The organism is Streptomyces sp. NPDC057010 (assembly GCF_042673805.1).
Lineage (GTDB): Bacteria > Actinomycetota > Actinomycetes > Streptomycetales > Streptomycetaceae > Streptomyces.
In genome coordinates this window covers 101,472-117,403 of sequence record NZ_JBHUSC010000001.1, presented here as the reverse complement: position 1 = coordinate 117,403, position 15,932 = coordinate 101,472, and the positions used below count along the sequence as shown (strand labels likewise).

Genomic DNA, 15,932 nt, shown 5'->3' with positions numbered 1-15,932 from the left:
CGTCAGGGCCGGTAGCCGATGTTGAGCTCCGCGACCGAGGTCCACGGGTTGCCGCCCACCTCGCCGGTGGCCTTGAGCCTGACGTAGCGCGCGGCCCTCGGGGTGAAGGCCGCGTCCTGCTGGGCCGTGCTGTCGGTGAAGGTTCCGGTGGCCGCCGCCGTCCCCCAGGTGACCCCGTCGGTCGAGGTGAACACCTGGTAGCCGGCGATGCGGCCGTTGCTCTGCGTCTGCCGGGGCAGGTAGTGCAGGGCCGAGACCTCGTACGAGGCCCCGAGGTCGAGGGTGATCTCGTGCGGCATGGGCGCGGTGGCGGCGTACCACTGGGTGTGCCAGATGGTGGAGGCGTCCCCGTCGAGGACGTTCGCGGCGCTGCCGTTCTCGCCCGTCGTCTCCTGGCTGTCGACGGCCTTCACGCTCATCCGGTTCTGCGGTACGAGGAGTTCGCCGCCGCCGACCGGGCCGAGGTCGTCGACGGTCAGGTCGTCGAGGACGAGGTCGGCCTCGTTGTGCGAGCCCTCGGCGGTCACCTTCCGTACGCCGATCCAGGCGTCGGCCCCGGCGGTGAAGGTCGTGGTGAAGGTGGTGGGCGTACGGGCCTGGTCCAGCGCGGTGGCGGTCTCGGTGGAGCCTGCGCCGGTGATGAACCGGTAGTCGTCCGCGAAGCCGTTCTCGTAGGTGAAGGTCACCTTGTACGAGCGCCCCTGGGTCAGCCGCAGGGTCTGGGGCAGGGTGCGGTAGACGAGCCCGGTCCGCTCCTCGTGCGACTTGAGGGAGTTCTGCCCGCCGATCACGTCGTCGACCAGCTTGCCGTTCCAGCCGGCCTGCGTGTACGGGGCGTTGCGCTGGGCGATGTGCGTGCGCGGGTCGGTGGCCGAGCCGCCGGCGCCGCCGAAGACGAAGGGGCCCCAGCCGGCGTCGGCGCTCTCGAAGTCCTCGGCGAACCAGTGCCCGCCGAGCGGGGCCCGCGCGGAGCGCACCACGCGTACGTCGTCCAGATAGGCGGTGCCGGATCCGGCGGCCGCCGAGAGCCTGATGGTGGCGGTGGACTGGCCGGCCGGGACGTCGAAGAGCACCTTCATGCGCTGCATCTTCGTGCCGTTCTTCTCGCTGCCGCCGAGGCTGTTGGTCAGCGGGGAGGAGTCGGCGTACACGGAGGCGGTGGTGCCGCCGGACGGGGTGGCGGTGAGGGTCACGGCGCGGCCGGCCGGGGTGGAGACCCAGACGGAGGCGGCGTAGGTGCCGGGGGCGAGGCCGGTGAGCTGCTGGGAGACGGCGGGGGTGGTGCCGGGGGCGAAGGTGAGCTCGCTCTGGCCTTGGGCGTTGCGGGTGACGGCGGCGCCGGTTCCGGTGACGGTCCAGGCGTTCAGGTTCCCGGTGTAGAAGGAGGGGTCCTTGAGGGGGGTGCCCTCGCCCCACTTCGGGTCGGCGGTGGCGGGCGCGGCGCCGTTGGTGACCACGTAGGCGGTGCGGGCGGCGGCGCTGATGGTGACCTGACCCTGGCTCGCCGTGAGGTCGCCCACCAACTGGCGTCCGGTGTCGGTGAGTTTGTAGAGCCTGGGCGCGGTCCACCCGGCGGGCAGGGTCCAGGTGGTGGAGCCCGCCTTGTCGTTCCAGTGGTAGAGCTTGCCGTCGCGGGGCAGCAGGTAGGCGTCCCCGGACAGGACGGTGCGGCCGGCCGTGGTGATCTGCCGCTTGTTGCCGGAGACGGTGACGGTGGTGCCGTTCGCCAGGGTGACGGTGTCGGCGGTCCACTTCACGATCGGCGATTCCTGGAGGTACTTGGTCGGCAGGTTGACGTCGAAGGTGGTGTTCTGGAAGGCGGTGAAGTCCTTCTTGCCCTGCCAGCCCTCGTAGGCGGTGACCTCGGCGCCGCCGAGGAGGGGGTTGCGGGCGATCCAGTCGTCCTTGGCGTGGTTGGCGATGAAGCGGGCGATGGTGGAGTTGATGCCCTTCAGGTCGCTGCCGCCGTAGTTGACGTCGGCCGCCCAGTGGTGCCAGAGGGACTGCTCGGTGAGGGTGTTGGGGAATTCCGTGGCCAGCTGGAAGCCGAGGCCGCCGATCTCGCGCTGGAGTCGGCGCGAGACGTAGCCGTCGCCGTACCAGACGTCCACGTAGAGGAAGTCGAGCCCGGGGGCGGCGGTCTTGAGGTCCTGGAGGCGCTTCAGCCGCTGCCCGGACTGGCCGTCCTTGCGGGTGTCCACGTAGTACGACTGGTCGAGCCAGTCCCATCCGAGGCCGCCGCTCTGGTGGGCGGGGTCGAAGGTGGCCGATACGGGGTACTCCTCGGTGGCGTTGACGTGCACGCCGAAGTCGGCGTTGTAGGCGTGTCCCGCGGTGGTGAGGGTGTTCAGGTCGACGGCGCCGCCCAGCTTGGAGCCGATGTTCCTGTAGTCCATGTGCGCGGAGTCGTGGCCCTCGGAGGCGTATCCCTTGAGGAGGACGAACTGGCCGAGGCCGTCCGTGGCGAGGGAGACCCGCTTGGTCTCGTCGAGGGTCTGCGCGAAGGGGTGCGTGGCCTGGGAGGCGAAGTTGAAGGGGATCCGCTGCACGACCCGGTCGGCGGTCTGCTGCCAGCCGGTGGGCGGGGTCCAGATGTCCCGGTAGGCGACGGCGGCGTCCTGCCAGTCGACGACGGAGTCGCCGTTGCGGTCGGCCGTGATCGCGATACGGGCGTACGGCAGCGGCTCGGTGTCGTCGTCGGGCGCGCCCGCGGCCCGGTGGAGCCAGGCGCCGCTCCACAGGCCGGCACGGCGGTAGGAGCCCTTGTCGGTGACCCGCTTGCTGATCCGGCCGTTCTCGCGGGCAGTGCCGCCCGAGGGGGTGTCGTAGAGGGAGTTGGAGTCGATGGCGGCGGCCAGCCTGCCGGTGTTGGCCAGTCCGTACATGACGGTGGTCGCGGCGGGGTCGACGGGGGTGGTGGCGGTGATCGGGGTGAAGGTGTCCCCGGTGCCGGTGGTGGCGGTGTGCATGGTGGCCGTGGAGAGCGCGGCGCCCGGCTGGTCGCTGCGGACGCTGACGAGGTGGTGCTCGGGGATCGCGAGGCTGCGCACGCGCAGGGCGGAGGTGTCCTCGATCGCGGTCACCTTGAACTCCACGACCGAACCGGCCACCGAGATCCGGGATCTGATGGTCACTCCGGAGAAGGTGAGCGCGTAGTCCACGGCGGAGCCGGAGGGGGACGAGGTCACGGTGGGGGTGTAGGCGGTTCCGTTGACCAGGACCGTGCTCAGCGGGTCCTCGTTGCCGTGCAGGACGTCGCCGGTGGCGCGGCGGGTGTAGCCGATGACACGGGGGAAGCCGCTGTCCACGCTGACGGACAGTTCGGGCGAGGTGATCGTCACGGGTGCGGCCGCCGCGGCGGGGGCGGCGGGCACGGCCACGAGCAGGGTGGCGACCAGGCCGGCCGCCGCGGCCGCGGCCGGCCAGAGGGGGGTGCGCATCGGACCTCCGGGAGTCGGCTCTTCCTCGGCGGAAGACCGCTCGGCACGCAGCCCCGAGCGGTCCGCTCACTGACCTGACAGCTTGCGGACCGCAGGGCGCACAGGCCCATGGACAAAGCGGAGCGCCGTCCTGGACTTACGCGCTCGGGAGTGACCGGAGGTGCGCGGGGGCCGGCGGCTCAGGTGGAGGCGGGCACCAGGACGACGGCCGTCCCGTAGGCGCACACCTCGGTGCCGACGTTGCCGGCGTCGGTCACGTCGAAGCGCATCGCCAGGACGGCGTTCGCGCCGCGCGCCTTCGCCAGTTCGATGAGCCGCTCCATGGCCTGGTTGCGGGTTTCCACGAGGGTCTTGGTGAGGCCCTTCAGCTCGCCGCCGACCATCGACTTCAGTCCCGCGCCGATCTGGCTGCCCAGGTTGCGGGAACGCACGGTGAGGCCGAAGACCTCGCCGATGACCTGTTCCACGCGGTAGCCGGGGACGTCGTTGGTCGTCACGACCAGGACGCCGGTCTGCTGGGCCCCTGGGCCGCCGCCGAAGTCTTCGATACCCATGGCAGCCACTCTCCCCCGGCCCGCCGCCGCCCGCATCCGGAGGCGGCCGCGCTCAGGGCATCCGGGCGGCGAGACCGAACTCGTGGGCGAGGACCACGGCCTGGGCGCGGCTGGCCAGCTCCAGCTTGCTCATGCACCGGTGCACGTGGGTCTTGACGGTGGCGGGGCTGAGGACGAGGCGTGCCGCGATGTCGGCGTTGGACAGGCCGGCGCCGACCAGGGCGAGCACCTCGCGCTCGCGCGGGGTCAGCGCCGGGAGACCGGGGTGCGGGGCGCGGGCGGAGCGGGCGGCGTAGGTGTCGACGAGTCCGCGCAGGGCGCCGGGGCTGAACAGCATCTCCCCGGCGTGCACGGTGGCGATGGCGGCGAGCAGGCGGTCGGGCGGCGTGTCCTTGAGGAGGAAGCCGCTGGCTCCGACCCGCAGGGCGCGGAAGACGTACTCGTCGGAGTCGAAGGTGGTCAGCACCAGCACCTTGGGGACGCCGGGCTGCGCGGTGTCGCGCCCGGCCAGGATCCGCTCGGTAGCCGTGATGCCGTCCGTGCCGGGCATCCGGATGTCCATGAGGACGACGTCGGGGCGGGTCTCGGCGGCCAGCCGGACCGCCTCGTCGCCGTCCGCGGCCTCGCCCACGACCTCGTAGCCGGGCGCGGCGCCCAGCAGCGCCGTCAGTCCGGACCGGATCAGGAACTGGTCATCGACGACGAGTACGGACGGCATCCGCGTCCTCCCCTCCCGTTCGGGGCACGGGGACCCGCAGACTGACCTCGAATCCGCCCCCGGGGGCGGGCTCGGCGGTCACCGTGCCGTGATAGATCGTCGCCCGCTCGCGCATGCCGATCAGCCCCTGGCCCGCGGCGGGCCCCGCGCCCGGCGTGGTGCGGGCCGGTGGGCGCCCGCTGCCGTCGTCCTTGACGCGTATGCGGATCTCGTCCGCACCGTAGTCGACGCGCACGGTCGTGCGGGCCTCGGGGGCGTGCTTGATCACGTTGGTGAGCGCCTCCTGCACCACGCGGTAGGCGCACAGGTCGATCCCGGGCGGCAGCTCGTACGCGGTCCCCGTGATCCGTACGTCGACGGGTACGCCGGCCTCGGCGACCCGTTTGACGAGCGCGTCGAGGTGCCCGAGTCCGGGGACCGCGGGCCGGGGGCCCTCCGGGGCGGAGGCGGACTCCCGGTCCGGGGCGGGGTCCTCATCGCGGAGCACCTCCAGCATCCGGCGCATCTCGGCCAGGGCCTCGCGGGCGCTGTCGCCGACGGTGTCCAGGGCCCGGCGGGCGGTGGGCGGGTCGGCGGAGAACACGTAGGAGGCGAGCCCCGTCTGGACGGAGATCACCGAGACGTGGTGGGCGATGACGTCGTGCAGTTCGCGGGCGATGCGGATGCGCTCCTCCGTCACGGCCCGGCGGGCCTTCTCCTCCTGCTCCAGGCGGAGCCGGCGGGTGAGCTCGCGCAGCCTGCGCGCGCCGTCGCCGACGACCCAGCAGACGACGGTCATCACGGTCACGAAGCCGACGCTGAGCGCGCCGATCCCCGGCTCGGCGAGGCGGGTTCCCCACAGCAGCACGACGAGCGCCCCGGCCGCGCACCGCGCCGAGACCCGGCGGGGCCGCAGGGAGGCCACCGTGTAGAGGGCGGTGGCCAGCCCGCACACGGCGACGACGTGGTAGTAGCCGAGGGTGAAGTAGGCGGCGACGCAGAGCCCGGTGCCGCACAGGACGGCGACGGGGAAGCGGCGGCGCAGTACGAGCGGGAGGTAGACCGCGGCGAGGAGGACGTAGGCGAGGGCGTCCGTGTCCCGCCAATAACCCTGGGGGTCGGGCCAGTTGTGGAGCATGGTGGAGGAGATCCAGAGCGAGCCGGCGGCCCACGCGATCTCGCCGACGACCGGCAGCGCGGATCTGAGCCGGACCGTCGCCGGATGTATGGACACGTGCACGTCAACCCCCCTGTGTACCCCCCTGGTTGTACAGGGTCGCCCCCCAAGGGGGTAGGCGCATTTCAACCCGTGGATGGGCGCGGTCCGTGGCCGGCCGCCCGTAGATTTTCCACAGCCGGTCCACCGGCCGGCACCGGCCCTGCCCCCCGGGGCCCCCGCCGCGCGGCCGTGCCCGTTCGGGGGCGGGCACGGCCCCGCGAGGCCGCCGGCGGCGACGGCGGGCCGGCGCCGACCGGCACCGCGTCTCGTCACCTCTCGTCAACTCACGTCGACGCGCATCGGATATTGGGCATATCGGGCTAATCGACGGTGCGTCAGCGAGTCTGCGCGCCCCTCCCTCGTCATAGTCGTCCCTGGCGACCGCCTGGTTGCCACCCCGCGCCGCGCGCCGCGGCCGGGCGGACGACTTCGTATTCGCAGAGGAGCCGGCTCATGCTGAAGCCCCCCAGGACCATCCTCGCTCTCGCCGCCGGAAGCCTGGTGCTCGGCCTGGTCGGGGCAGCCGGGACCGCCGTCGCCGACGACGGGGGTCAGGCGGCCGCCACGCCGTCGCAGGAGATCGTCGCGGGCAGCGGGAACGAGCGGGCCGACGGCTACGACGACTACGACAACGACTCCGGCAACGGCAACGGCTACGACGACTACAAGTACAAGCACGCCATCGGCAAGGTCGTCTCCAAGGGCCCGCTGAAGGTCCGCAGCCAGCCGACCACCGATTCGCAGGTCGTCAACCAGGTGTACCCGAACCGCAAGGTCGAGATCGAGTGCAAGACCTACGGTGAATCGGTGGACGGCAACCGCATCTGGTACCGCCTGCACAAGAAGTACGGCGCGAACCCGAACAGCAAGTCGTACGGCAAGAAGCACTGGGTCTCCGCCCGCTACGTCAAGAACCTCACCGAGGTGAAGTACTGCCGCTGACCCCCCGCCGGGCCCGCCGGTCGACTGCGGCGGCTAGAAGTCGCCGTAGTTGACCTGCCAGGTGGGCAGCCCCATCCGGCGCCACACCGCCACCACCCGGTCCCGGTCGTCGAGCGAGACGCGTACCGCGTACCGGTGGCGGACGTGCGCGTCGAACAGCTCCGCCTTCACCACGTCGTCGCGGCGCGTGTCACCCGTCGCGCGCATCCACAGTTCGTCGTACGGCACGTCGTGGCGCCGCAGCCAGGACTCGGTCTGCGGCCGGTGCTCCTCGCTGCGCCCCGAGAGCAGCACGATCGTGTCCCCGTCGGCGCGCCGGAAGACGTCGAGCGCGTTGCGTACCGACACGTTGAGCAGGTCGAGCTCGCAGCGCGAGAAGTCGTACGGCCCCCGGTCGCCGATCAGCGCGAGGGTGCCGTCGATGTCGCACATCACCGCGGTGGGCAGCTCCGGGTCGGGCACGTACGGGGCCACGGGCGGCACCGCCATCGCGCCGGAGCCGCCGTTCATCCACTCCGCCGTCAGCCGCCACCCGCCCTTGCGGGCCTTCTCGTGCTTCTCGGCGAGTACGCGGATGATCTCCTCGCCGACCTGGTTCTCCCGGGCGGCGTCCCGGCGCAGGCACTCCTCCAGCGGGACGTCGGTGAAGTCGTGCACGACGAAGGTGGCCAGGCCGCCCACCGCCGCCTTGAGCCGCTTCGGGATGTGCTTGGTCAGGTGGGTGTTGTCGACGACCACGTCGAAACCACCGTCGACGGCCGCGCGGACCGCCGCGTCCTGTACGGCCAGTACGGTCTGCTCGTGCGCCCAGGAGCGGCCCCGCTCGGGGTCGGGCAGGTCGAGCATGCTCCGCAGGTCGTCCAGGTTGACGCGCCGCATCCGGCCGCCGGCCCGCGCCTGGAGGGCGCGCGCCGCGGTCGTCTTGCCCGAGGCCGGCAGTCCCGTCATGACGTGCACGACGGGCAGCGGGGACTCCTCCCCGTCCGCCTCCGGCGCCACGGCGTCGCGCACGGCGGGCCGCGGTACGGAGGGCCGTGCCACGGAGGTCGCCGGGCGGGGCGCGGCCGGGGCGGCGGCACGGGGCGCGGGACGGGGCTCTTCCGCGGGCACGTCGGAGTCCTCCTCGTCGGTGGTGTACGGGTCGGCCGTCTCCGGCCGCACCTGTCGCCAGGTGGTGAGCTCGGTCGGCCGGCCGTCGAGCCGCTGGAACATCGCCGGGCGGACCGTCCGGTCGCCCAGTTCCTGGACGGCGCGGGCGAAGGCACCCCGGTCGCCGGCCAGGTGGACGAGGCCCGCGTAGGCCTCGTCGATGGCGCGCTCGTGCCGTGCGGCCTCCTCCTCCAGGCGGGCGATCACCTCGCGCACCCAGGAGTCGAACTCGTCGGGCACCTGCTCCAGCAGCGCGTCCAGCGGCTTGCCGCCCGAGGCCTCGACCTCGGCGACGGTGCAGTTCAAGGCCTGCGCCAGGCGCTTGGCCGGCTGGTCCGCGAACCGCTGGATGCCGTGGCTGCGCCAGATGTCCCGCTCGTTGACGCCGGTGAGCACCCGGTGGAGCCGCACGTATTCGGCGATCTTGGCCTTCGCGCGCACGCCGGAGGCGAAGCGCAGGACGAAGCCCTCGGCGTCGGTGCCGGTGGCCGCGGCGCCGCCGGGCATGGTGCTGGACTCGGTCAGCGCGATCAGCTCGTCGAGGGGCATGGCGGGCCACACGGTGACGACGGAGCCGATGCCCTCCCAGTGGGCCGCGGCCTCGGTGAGCGGGACCTCGGTGCCTTCGCCGCCGAAGGCGGCGAGGAGGACCAGGTCCCTGCGGTCGCCGTAGTTCACGACGATGCGGTTCTGCGGGTACAGGATCTCCGCGAGGTAGGTGACCCCCGGGCGCAGCGCGGAGGTGTCCTTGCCGTCGAGGCGCCGCTGGGCCCAGGTCGCCTGGGTGCTGGTGAAGGAACCCTTGGAGGCGACCCTCCAGCGGCCCGCGTAGTGGAACACCACCGCGAGGCTGCCGTCGACCTTCTCGTACACCTCGAACGGCTCGTCCGGGAGCGCGGGTGCGTACGGCATGCCGGCCTCGTGCTCGCCGACGTTGAAGAACTTCGGGAGGGGCAGGGCGACGATCGCGCCGGTGCTGTCCTCGGCGACGAGCCCGCGGCACCGTGTGGTGACCTGGTCCCAGACTCCCTCGTACTGGGCCGTCCTCGAGTACGTGTAGATGGACAGCGGCAGCTCGGGGTGCGGCTTGCGGGTCACGTACCCGGCGGCGATCGACTCGGCCAGCGCCTGAGCAGGCATCAGGTCATGCAGAGTCAGGGGCTCCTGGCTCATGGGTTCCTCCCGGTTTGAGATGGTTCATTCTCATGTGCGGGAGGGGCCGCGCGGTACTCAATTATGCCTGCTCGCCGCGGAACCCGGACGGTGGGAGCCGATGAACTTGGCGCAGGTGAAGAGGCAGGCGGCCACGGCGATCCACAGCAGGACCTCGCCCAGCGGGCGGAGCCAGGACACGCCGGTCGGGCCGGCCGCGGAGAGGCAGGCGGCGGCCGTCATGCCGAGGGGGAAGACGGTGGACCAGCGCCGGATGTCGTAACGCGGCCGCGGGTGGCGCAGTTCGGCGGTGAGGAGGACGACGTACCAGGCGAGGGAGAAGGCGAGCAGCCCGAGGGTGACGGTACGCAGGGCCGTGTGCGCCGAACCGGTCCATACGGGTGATGCCGTGAGCTTGGAGCCGGCCAGGGCGGAGATGGCCAGCGCTCCGCCCGCCACCCAGTGGTCCCCCGCTCCGCCGGCCACCTCGCGGAGGTCGAAGCGGGCCAGGGCCGCCGCGTAGAGCAGCAGTCCGAGGCAGAAGAAGGCGAGGGCCGCCCGGGCGAGCCAGTCGAGGTGTTCGGCGGCGGAGAGGACGGCCGCGAGGACGGCGAGCCCCTGGGTGGCGACGCAGACGAGGAAGGCCACGCCGGGCATGCGGCGCCGCCAGTGCAGGACGACGGCGAGCAGCAGACCGGGCCAGAGCACGGCGGCCAGGACCAGCAGGCCGGTGGCGGCGTCCTGCCATCCGAGCACCGAGAGCCGGGTGCCGAGCACGGTGGTGGCGGCGACGGCGGTCAGCGCGGCCGGGGTGTCGGCCTCGGCCCGGAACCGCCCGCGGTCGCCGAACAGCCGGGCCGTGAAGTCGGCGGCCAGGACCAGCCACAGCGCCCCGGCGAGGGCGAGCGCGACCAGGGACGCCACCTCGTGCCCGGTCAGGTGCAGGCCGACGGAGAGGATGCCGAGGGCCATCACGGCGGCTCCCGCGGCCGGCGGGAGTCCGGCCCACCAGCCGCGACCGGGAAGAGGGCTCACCCCTCAAGCCCACCCCACGGGCAGGCGGCCCGCCACCGGACGGGGCCCGGCCGGGAACCCGGCCGCCGTGCCGGCCGAGGGCGCGTTCGAGCGGTCCGGGGATCCGGACGGCCCAAACCTCCTGCACGCATGATCAACAGAATGTGCGCGCTCTGCACAGGCACCGGTCCGGCCCCGCCATAGGCTCCGGTTGAGACGGGGACCTGCCGGTCCGTCACAGGGGAGCGGGCCGGCGGTTCTACGGGCTCTGCGCGCTGCCTCCTCACAGCCCGGAGCGTCCGCTCCCCGTACGCGGGGGGTGCGGTGGCGGCGGCGGCCACCACCGCTCCCACCTCCGCTCCCCGCCCGTTAGCCTGAGCCGATGGACGAGATCGACGGAGTCGAGATCATGGCCTTCCCGGACGGCGCGTCGTTCGAGGGCTGGCTGGCCGAGCACCACACCCGCCACGAGGGGGTGTGGATCAAGGTGGCGAAGAAGAAGTCCGGCATCCCGACCGTCAGCGACGACGAGCTGGTCGACATCGGGCTCTGCTACGGCTGGATCTCCGGACAGCGCCGCTCCCTGGACGAGCGGTACTACCTCCAGAAGTACGTGCCGCGCCGGCCCCGGAGCCTGTGGTCGCAGGTCAACGTCGACAAGGTCGCGGTGCTGGCGGCGGCGGGGCGGATGCGCGAGCCCGGGCTGGCCGAGGTGCGCAAGGCGCAGGAGGACGGGCGCTGGGCGGCGGCCTACGAGTCGCAGAAGACGGCGACGGTGCCGCCCGATCTCGCCGCGGCGCTCGAGGCGGACCCGGAGGCCGGGAAGGCGTTCGAGGCCCTGGACCGGACCGGGCGCTACCTGGTGGTGCTGCCCCTGCTCCAGGCGCTGACACCCGAGACCCGGCAGGCCCGGCTCGACAAGGCGCTGCGCCTGCTCGCGACCGGTGGCAGTCCGGGGTGATTCAGGGCCGGGCCAGCCGCTGGTAGAGGGAGCGGACCTCGATCCCGGCCTCCTCGGCGATCAGTGGCAGCGTGTCGAAGGAGAGCTCCCACTCCCCCCGCGGGCCGAACCGCTCGACGATCCCGAACGGGATGACGGTGCCCTTCGTGCTGGTGATCGTGCCGTGCCACTCCACGTACGTGGTGGTGCCGCCGAAGGCGACCTGGCCCGACTGGAACCTCACGTCCGCCTTCTCGAAGAACCTCTTGAGGTACGCGGTCTTGCCCTCCGCGGTGGCCAGCGCAGTGGCCAGGCCGGGGCCGGTCAGCCGGGCGTTGCCCATCCGGCCGGTCAGAGCGGCCGCGTCCTCGCCGTTCCAGGCCGCCAGCCGGGCGGTGATCTCGTCGGCCCGGAAGCGTTCGGGGTTCCGGCCGGTGGCGGGGCCGGCGTCCGCCATGCCGTCGAAGAGGGGGCGCAGTTCGGGGGCGACCGGCCTGAAGATCTCGTAGCGGTCGTAGTAGCGGCGGGCCTGGATGGTCTTCCCGTCGTCGGACAGGACGTTGCGCGCGATCTGGGGGTACGTCACCTTCTGCCCCTTGACCGTGACCTCGTTGCGCTGGCCGAACATCATCACCGCGCCGTCGGCCACCACGTTCGTGCCCACGTAGCGCAGGTCGGGGGCGAGGCCGAGGGAGCCGGTGATCGAGGCGCCGATCACGGCGTGCCCGCGCTGGGCCGGGCCGCCCGCCTCCCAGAGCGTGGCGTCCGCGTCGAAGATGTCCAGGTACGCGGCGACCCTCGGGTGGACCGGACCGCCGGGGGTGGGGGGCGTGCCGGTCGGCATCTCGCCGAAGGCGATCTGCCGCTTCATGAAGGCGCAGGCGTTCGGGGTGATCAGGCCTTCCAGCCGCTCGACCTTGTCCCGGACCTCGGCGCACTCGCCGCCCCGTCCCGCGGCGGCCGCCGTCCGGGGCGGCTGACCCGCCTGGCTCGCCGCGGCCGGGGAGGACGGGCCCGCCGTGACCGCGCCGATCGACAGGCCGGCGGCGACGGCCACCGCGGCGAACCGCCCGGTCCGCGCCACCGTCTGCTTCTTCGTACGCCGCTGCTGCTGCCGGATCGCCGTCATGACCGTACGTCTCCCTCTGTCTCCGGGGGTGTTCCGAGCCCTTGCCCGTCCCGGTGGGACCAATCTGCCCGGAGGCGTACGGAAGATCGATTACCTCTCGGGTAATGCCGTCGGGGCGGGCGGCCGCGGGGACCCGCCACAGGCCTCAGGCCCGGCTCCCACCGGGGAACCGGGCCTGAGGACCGAGGGGTGACGCGGATCAGGGACGCGGGTCGCGGGCCTGCTCGGCGGCGCGCTGGGCGTTCTTCTCCTTGATGCGGACCGCTTCCTTGCGGACCTCGGCCTGGGTGGCGCGCTCCTTCTGCAGCCACTCGGGAGCTTCCTGCTTCAGCGCCTCGATCTGCTCGGTGGTGAGGGGCTCGGTGACCCCGCCGCGGGCGAGGCCGGCGATGGAGACGCCGAGCTTGGCCGCGACCACCGGGCGGGGGTGCGGGCCGTTGCGCCGCAGTTCCTGGAGCCACTGGGGCGGGTCGGCCTGCAGCGCACTCAATTCACTGCGCGAGACGACACCCTCCTGGAACTCTGCGGGGGTGGCCTCGAGGTACACGCCCAGCTTCTTCGCCGCGGTTGCGGGCTTCATCGTCTGGGTGTTCTGGTGCGACGTCATGGTGTCAAGAGTATCGAGCGTGTGCGCTACCTCCGACCACGACCGGTAACCTGGCGGGGTGACAGGCTCGGAAGCACCCCATTCGTTCCGGCTCGCTTATGTCCCGGGCGTGACCCCCACCAAGTGGATCCGGATCTGGAACGAGCGGCTGCCCGACGTCCCGCTGACCCTGGTCGCGGTGTCCCCCGCCGAGGCCTTCGGCGTGCTGCGCGAGGGCGGCGCCGACGCGGGATTCGTCCGGCTCCCGGTGGACCGCGACGACCTCAGCGCGATCCCCCTCTACACCGAGACCACGGTCGTGGTGGTCCCCAAGGACCACCTCGTCGCGGCGGTGGAGGAGGTGTCCACGGAGGATCTGGCCGAGGAGATCGTCTTCCATCCCCTCGATGACACCCTGGGCTGGGAGCGGCTGCCGGGCCGGCCCGCGATCGAGCGCCCCGCGACGACGGCGGACGCCATCGAGCTGGTGGCCGCCGGCGTGGGCGTCCTGATCGTCCCCCAGTCGCTCGCGCGCCTGCACCACCGCAAGGACCTCACCTACCGCACGGTCACGGACGCCCCCGCCTCGCGCGTCGCGCTGTCGTGGCCGCAGGCGGAGACCACCCCCGACCTGGTCGAGGAATTCATCGGCATCGTCCGCGGCCGTACGGTCAACAGCACCCGGGGCCGGGCACAGACCCCGGCGCAGCCGAAGGCCACCGCCAAGGCGAAGGCCAAGGCCAAGCGCCCGGACGCGGGCGGCGCGCAGCGGAAGCCCGGATCGGGCAAGGCGGGCGGCAAGCCGACGGGCAAGAACCCGCGCGGCGGCTCCGGCGGCCCCAAGGGCGGCAAGAGCGGCAAACCGCGCCGCCGCCCCTAGCCACCGGCGGCTGCGGGCCCTTTGCCAGAATCGGATCATGCTGAGCATCGGAACGATCGTGATGGGCGCCGCGGACGTACGGCGGGCGGCGGAATTCTGGGGCGGGGCGCTGGGGTACGTCCCCCGCGACGGCGAGATCGACGAGGCCTGGACGGTCCTGGTCCCGGCCGCGGGCGGCGGGCCCGGGCTGGCCCTCGGCCGCAGCACCACGCCCGTGCAGGAGCATCCGCGCGTACACCTGGACCTGTACGTCGCGGACGCGGCCGAGCAGGAGGCCGAGGTGGCACGCCTGGTGGCGCTGGGGGCCCTGCGGGTCGCCTGGGACTCCTACCCCGAGGACCCGGACTTCGTGGTGCTGGCCGACCCCGAGGGCAACCGCTTCTGCGTCATCGACTCCACCCACGGCTGACCGCCCCCGCACGGCCCGGGATCCACCCGCGGCGGCTTAATGGCCGCCGATCCCTTCCTTAAGCGGAACCTAAGTTCTCGGCCGGCGCCCCGAAGCGAACGAATGTCCGTTTCGGGGCGGCTAGCGTGCTGCCGCAACCCCAACTCCCCAGTAACACAGAGGCAGGCACGCGATGAGCAGCACAGGCGGGCACCGGCGCAGGACGAGCCGTACGGCCAAGGTCACCGGCGCGATCGTGGCGGCGGCGGTGATCGGTGGCGCGGCCTTCGCGTTCACCGGCACCGCACAGGCCAGCTCCGTCGGAGCCGTGTACACCAAGTCCAGCTCCTGGAGCGGCGGTTACACCGGCCAGTACGTCATCACCAACAGCACGGGCACGAAGCAGTCGGACTGGACGCTGCAGTTCGACCTCCCGGCGGGCACGAGGATCGACTCGCTGTGGAACGGGACCCACACGGTCGACGGGCGGCACGTCACGGTGAAGCCCGCGGGCTGGAACCGGGAGCTGGCGGCCGGGGCCTCGGTCACCGTCGGCTTCGTCGCGAGCGGGTCCGGCGCCCCCGGCGACCCGACCGGGTGCCGCATCAACGGGCTGAAGTGCTCGGTGGACCCGGGCGCGACGGCCGGCCCGAGCGGGCGCCCCACCGCCCGGCCGACCCCGACGGCCACGGCCGCGCCGACCGTGCCGCCCTCACCGGCCCCGACCTCCGCGCAGCCCACCCGTACCCCGTCGGCCACCCCCACCGGCACGCCGACCGCCCCGGCGGCGGGGGCGCGCTTCGCCCCGTACGTGGACACCTCGCTGTACCCGGCGTACGACCTGCTCGACACGGCGGCCGCGACCGGCGTGAAGGAGTTCCACCTCGCCTTCATCACGTCGGGCGGCGGCTGCGCTCCGCTGTGGGGCGGGGTCACGGACCTGGCGGGCGACAAGGTCGCCGCCCAGATCGGCGCGCTGCGCGCCAAGGGCGGTGACGTGCGGGTGTCGTTCGGCGGGGCCGCCGGGCACGAGCTGGCGCTGAACTGCTCCACGGTCGAGGAGCTGACGGCCGCCTACGGCAAGGTCGTCGACCAGTACAAGCTGACCAAGGTCGACTTCGACATCGAGGGCGCGGCCCTGCCGGACACCGCGGCCAACGCGCGCCGCGCCCAGGCCATCGCCCGGCTCCAGAAGTCCCACCCGGGCCTCGACGTCGCCTTCACGCTGCCCGTGATGCCGGAGGGGCTGACCCAACCGGGGGTGGCCCTGCTGGCCGACGCCCGGAAGAACGGCGTGCGGGTCGACGCCGTCAACATCATGGCGATGGACTACGGGCCGGCGTACAGCGCGGACATGGGCGCGTACGCCATCCAGGCGGCGACGGCCACCCAGGCCCAGCTGAAGGGGGTGCTCGGGCTGTCCGACGCGGCGGCCTGGAAGGCGGTCGCCGTCACGCCGATGATCGGCGTGAACGACGTGGCGAGCGAGGTCTTCACCGTCGCGGACGCCACGCAGCTCGTGGACTTCGCCTCGGCGAAGGGCATCGGCCGGCTGGCCATGTGGTCCTCGGCCCGGGACCGGCAGTGCGCGGCCGGGGCGGTCGGCTACGCGGACGCCACGTGCAGCTCGATCCTCCAGCAGCCGCTGGCCTTCACCAAGGCCTTCTCGGCCTTCAAGTAGCCGCTCCGGGGGTGTCCGGCGGCGATCCGGACACCCCGCCGCGGCGGAACGGCAGGATCGCCGACACCTCCGAGGGCCGCCGGAACCCGCGGAACACGCCCTGACGACGCGCGCGCCGGCGAGTGGATCTTCCGTACGCTCGGTACCCCTGCCCGGTACCC

The 15,932-nt window shown here is 72.8% G+C and carries 13 protein-coding genes; 5 read left to right on the top strand and 8 right to left on the bottom strand.

All coding sequences use genetic code 11. The features are described from left to right. Positions 1–2 precede the first annotated feature (2 nt). The 4 genes from ACFTXQ_RS00565 to ACFTXQ_RS00550 all read right to left on the bottom strand — a co-directional run bounded on the left by ACFTXQ_RS00565 (position 3) and on the right by ACFTXQ_RS00550 (position 5,931). Positions 3–3,440, bottom strand: a complete 3,438-nt coding sequence (locus tag ACFTXQ_RS00565) for an endo-alpha-N-acetylgalactosaminidase family protein (protein WP_382634245.1) — start codon at positions 3,438–3,440, stop codon at positions 3–5. A 179-nt stretch (positions 3,441–3,619) separates the two neighbouring features. Next, positions 3,620–3,994: a YbjQ family protein gene (locus ACFTXQ_RS00560; RefSeq protein WP_382634243.1), complete on the bottom strand. Its 375-nt coding sequence runs from the start codon at positions 3,992–3,994 to the stop codon at positions 3,620–3,622. Positions 3,995–4,046: 52 nt separating this feature from the next. After that, positions 4,047–4,712 (bottom strand): response regulator, encoded by a 666-nt coding sequence (locus ACFTXQ_RS00555; protein ID WP_382634240.1) that lies wholly within the window; start codon positions 4,710–4,712, stop codon positions 4,047–4,049. Then, positions 4,687–5,931: a sensor histidine kinase gene (locus ACFTXQ_RS00550; RefSeq protein WP_382634237.1), complete on the bottom strand. Its 1,245-nt coding sequence runs from the start codon at positions 5,929–5,931 to the stop codon at positions 4,687–4,689. The genes ACFTXQ_RS00555 and ACFTXQ_RS00550 overlap by 26 nt, the downstream gene beginning before the upstream one ends. Positions 5,932–6,363: 432 nt before the next feature. On the opposite strand from ACFTXQ_RS00550, the gene ACFTXQ_RS00545 reads away from it, so the two are divergent. Beyond that, positions 6,364–6,852: an SH3 domain-containing protein gene (locus tag ACFTXQ_RS00545; protein WP_382634235.1), complete on the top strand. Its 489-nt coding sequence runs from the start codon at positions 6,364–6,366 to the stop codon at positions 6,850–6,852. 33 nt (positions 6,853–6,885) lie between these two features. On the opposite strand, the gene ACFTXQ_RS00540 is transcribed toward ACFTXQ_RS00545, so the two are convergent. Further along, positions 6,886–9,174 carry an RNA ligase gene (locus ACFTXQ_RS00540; RefSeq protein ID WP_382634232.1) on the bottom strand — a complete coding sequence of 763 codons (2,289 nt, stop codon included), beginning with the start codon at positions 9,172–9,174 and terminating at the stop codon, positions 6,886–6,888. A 57-nt stretch (positions 9,175–9,231) separates the two neighbouring features. Next, positions 9,232–10,188, bottom strand: a complete 957-nt coding sequence (locus ACFTXQ_RS00535) for a tellurite resistance/C4-dicarboxylate transporter family protein (RefSeq protein WP_382634230.1) — start codon at positions 10,186–10,188, stop codon at positions 9,232–9,234. A gap of 361 nt (positions 10,189–10,549) precedes the next feature. Between ACFTXQ_RS00535 and ACFTXQ_RS00530 the strand changes: the two genes are divergently transcribed. Then, on the top strand, positions 10,550–11,128 hold the full coding sequence (locus ACFTXQ_RS00530; protein ID WP_382634228.1) for a YdeI family protein: 579 nt from the start codon (positions 10,550–10,552) through the stop codon (positions 11,126–11,128). Position 11,129: 1 nt separating this feature from the next. On the opposite strand, the gene ACFTXQ_RS00525 is transcribed toward ACFTXQ_RS00530, so the two are convergent. Continuing rightward, positions 11,130–12,236 (bottom strand): hypothetical protein, encoded by a 1,107-nt coding sequence (locus tag ACFTXQ_RS00525; RefSeq protein WP_382634225.1) that lies wholly within the window; start codon positions 12,234–12,236, stop codon positions 11,130–11,132. A 199-nt stretch (positions 12,237–12,435) separates the two neighbouring features. After that, the gene (locus tag ACFTXQ_RS00520) at positions 12,436–12,843 is read right to left on the bottom strand and encodes a DUF5997 family protein (RefSeq protein ID WP_382634222.1); all 408 of its coding nucleotides are present in this window, start codon (positions 12,841–12,843) and stop codon (positions 12,436–12,438) included. A 58-nt stretch (positions 12,844–12,901) separates the two neighbouring features. Between ACFTXQ_RS00520 and ACFTXQ_RS00515 the strand changes: the two genes are divergently transcribed. From ACFTXQ_RS00515 to ACFTXQ_RS00505, 3 genes are all read left to right on the top strand, one after another. Continuing rightward, on the top strand, positions 12,902–13,702 hold the full coding sequence (locus ACFTXQ_RS00515) for a LysR family transcriptional regulator substrate-binding protein (protein WP_382634219.1): 801 nt from the start codon (positions 12,902–12,904) through the stop codon (positions 13,700–13,702). Between the two features lie 37 nt (positions 13,703–13,739). After that, complete coding sequence (locus tag ACFTXQ_RS00510; protein ID WP_382634216.1) at positions 13,740–14,111, top strand: VOC family protein; 372 nt, start codon at positions 13,740–13,742, stop codon at positions 14,109–14,111. A gap of 172 nt (positions 14,112–14,283) precedes the next feature. Next, entirely contained in the window at positions 14,284–15,771 is a 1,488-nt protein-coding gene (locus ACFTXQ_RS00505) for a cellulose binding domain-containing protein (RefSeq protein ID WP_382634215.1), read from the top strand. Positions 15,772–15,932: the final 161 nt, after the last annotated feature.

Coding starts and splice junctions, on each gene's coding strand:
- ACFTXQ_RS00520 (WP_382634222.1), bottom strand. CDS start 12,843: ATGACGTCGCACCAGAACACCCAGACGATGAAGCCCGCAACCGCGGCG.
- ACFTXQ_RS00510 (WP_382634216.1), top strand. CDS start 13,740: ATGCTGAGCATCGGAACGATCGTGATGGGCGCCGCGGACGTACGGCGG.
- ACFTXQ_RS00555 (WP_382634240.1), bottom strand. CDS start 4,712: ATGCCGTCCGTACTCGTCGTCGATGACCAGTTCCTGATCCGGTCCGGA.
- ACFTXQ_RS00540 (WP_382634232.1), bottom strand. CDS start 9,174: ATGAGCCAGGAGCCCCTGACTCTGCATGACCTGATGCCTGCTCAGGCG.
- ACFTXQ_RS00525 (WP_382634225.1), bottom strand. CDS start 12,236: ATGACGGCGATCCGGCAGCAGCAGCGGCGTACGAAGAAGCAGACGGTG.
- ACFTXQ_RS00565 (WP_382634245.1), bottom strand. CDS start 3,440: ATGCGCACCCCCCTCTGGCCGGCCGCGGCCGCGGCGGCCGGCCTGGTC.
- ACFTXQ_RS00505 (WP_382634215.1), top strand. CDS start 14,284: ATGAGCAGCACAGGCGGGCACCGGCGCAGGACGAGCCGTACGGCCAAG.
- ACFTXQ_RS00560 (WP_382634243.1), bottom strand. CDS start 3,994: ATGGGTATCGAAGACTTCGGCGGCGGCCCAGGGGCCCAGCAGACCGGC.
- ACFTXQ_RS00530 (WP_382634228.1), top strand. CDS start 10,550: ATGGACGAGATCGACGGAGTCGAGATCATGGCCTTCCCGGACGGCGCG.
- ACFTXQ_RS00545 (WP_382634235.1), top strand. CDS start 6,364: ATGCTGAAGCCCCCCAGGACCATCCTCGCTCTCGCCGCCGGAAGCCTG.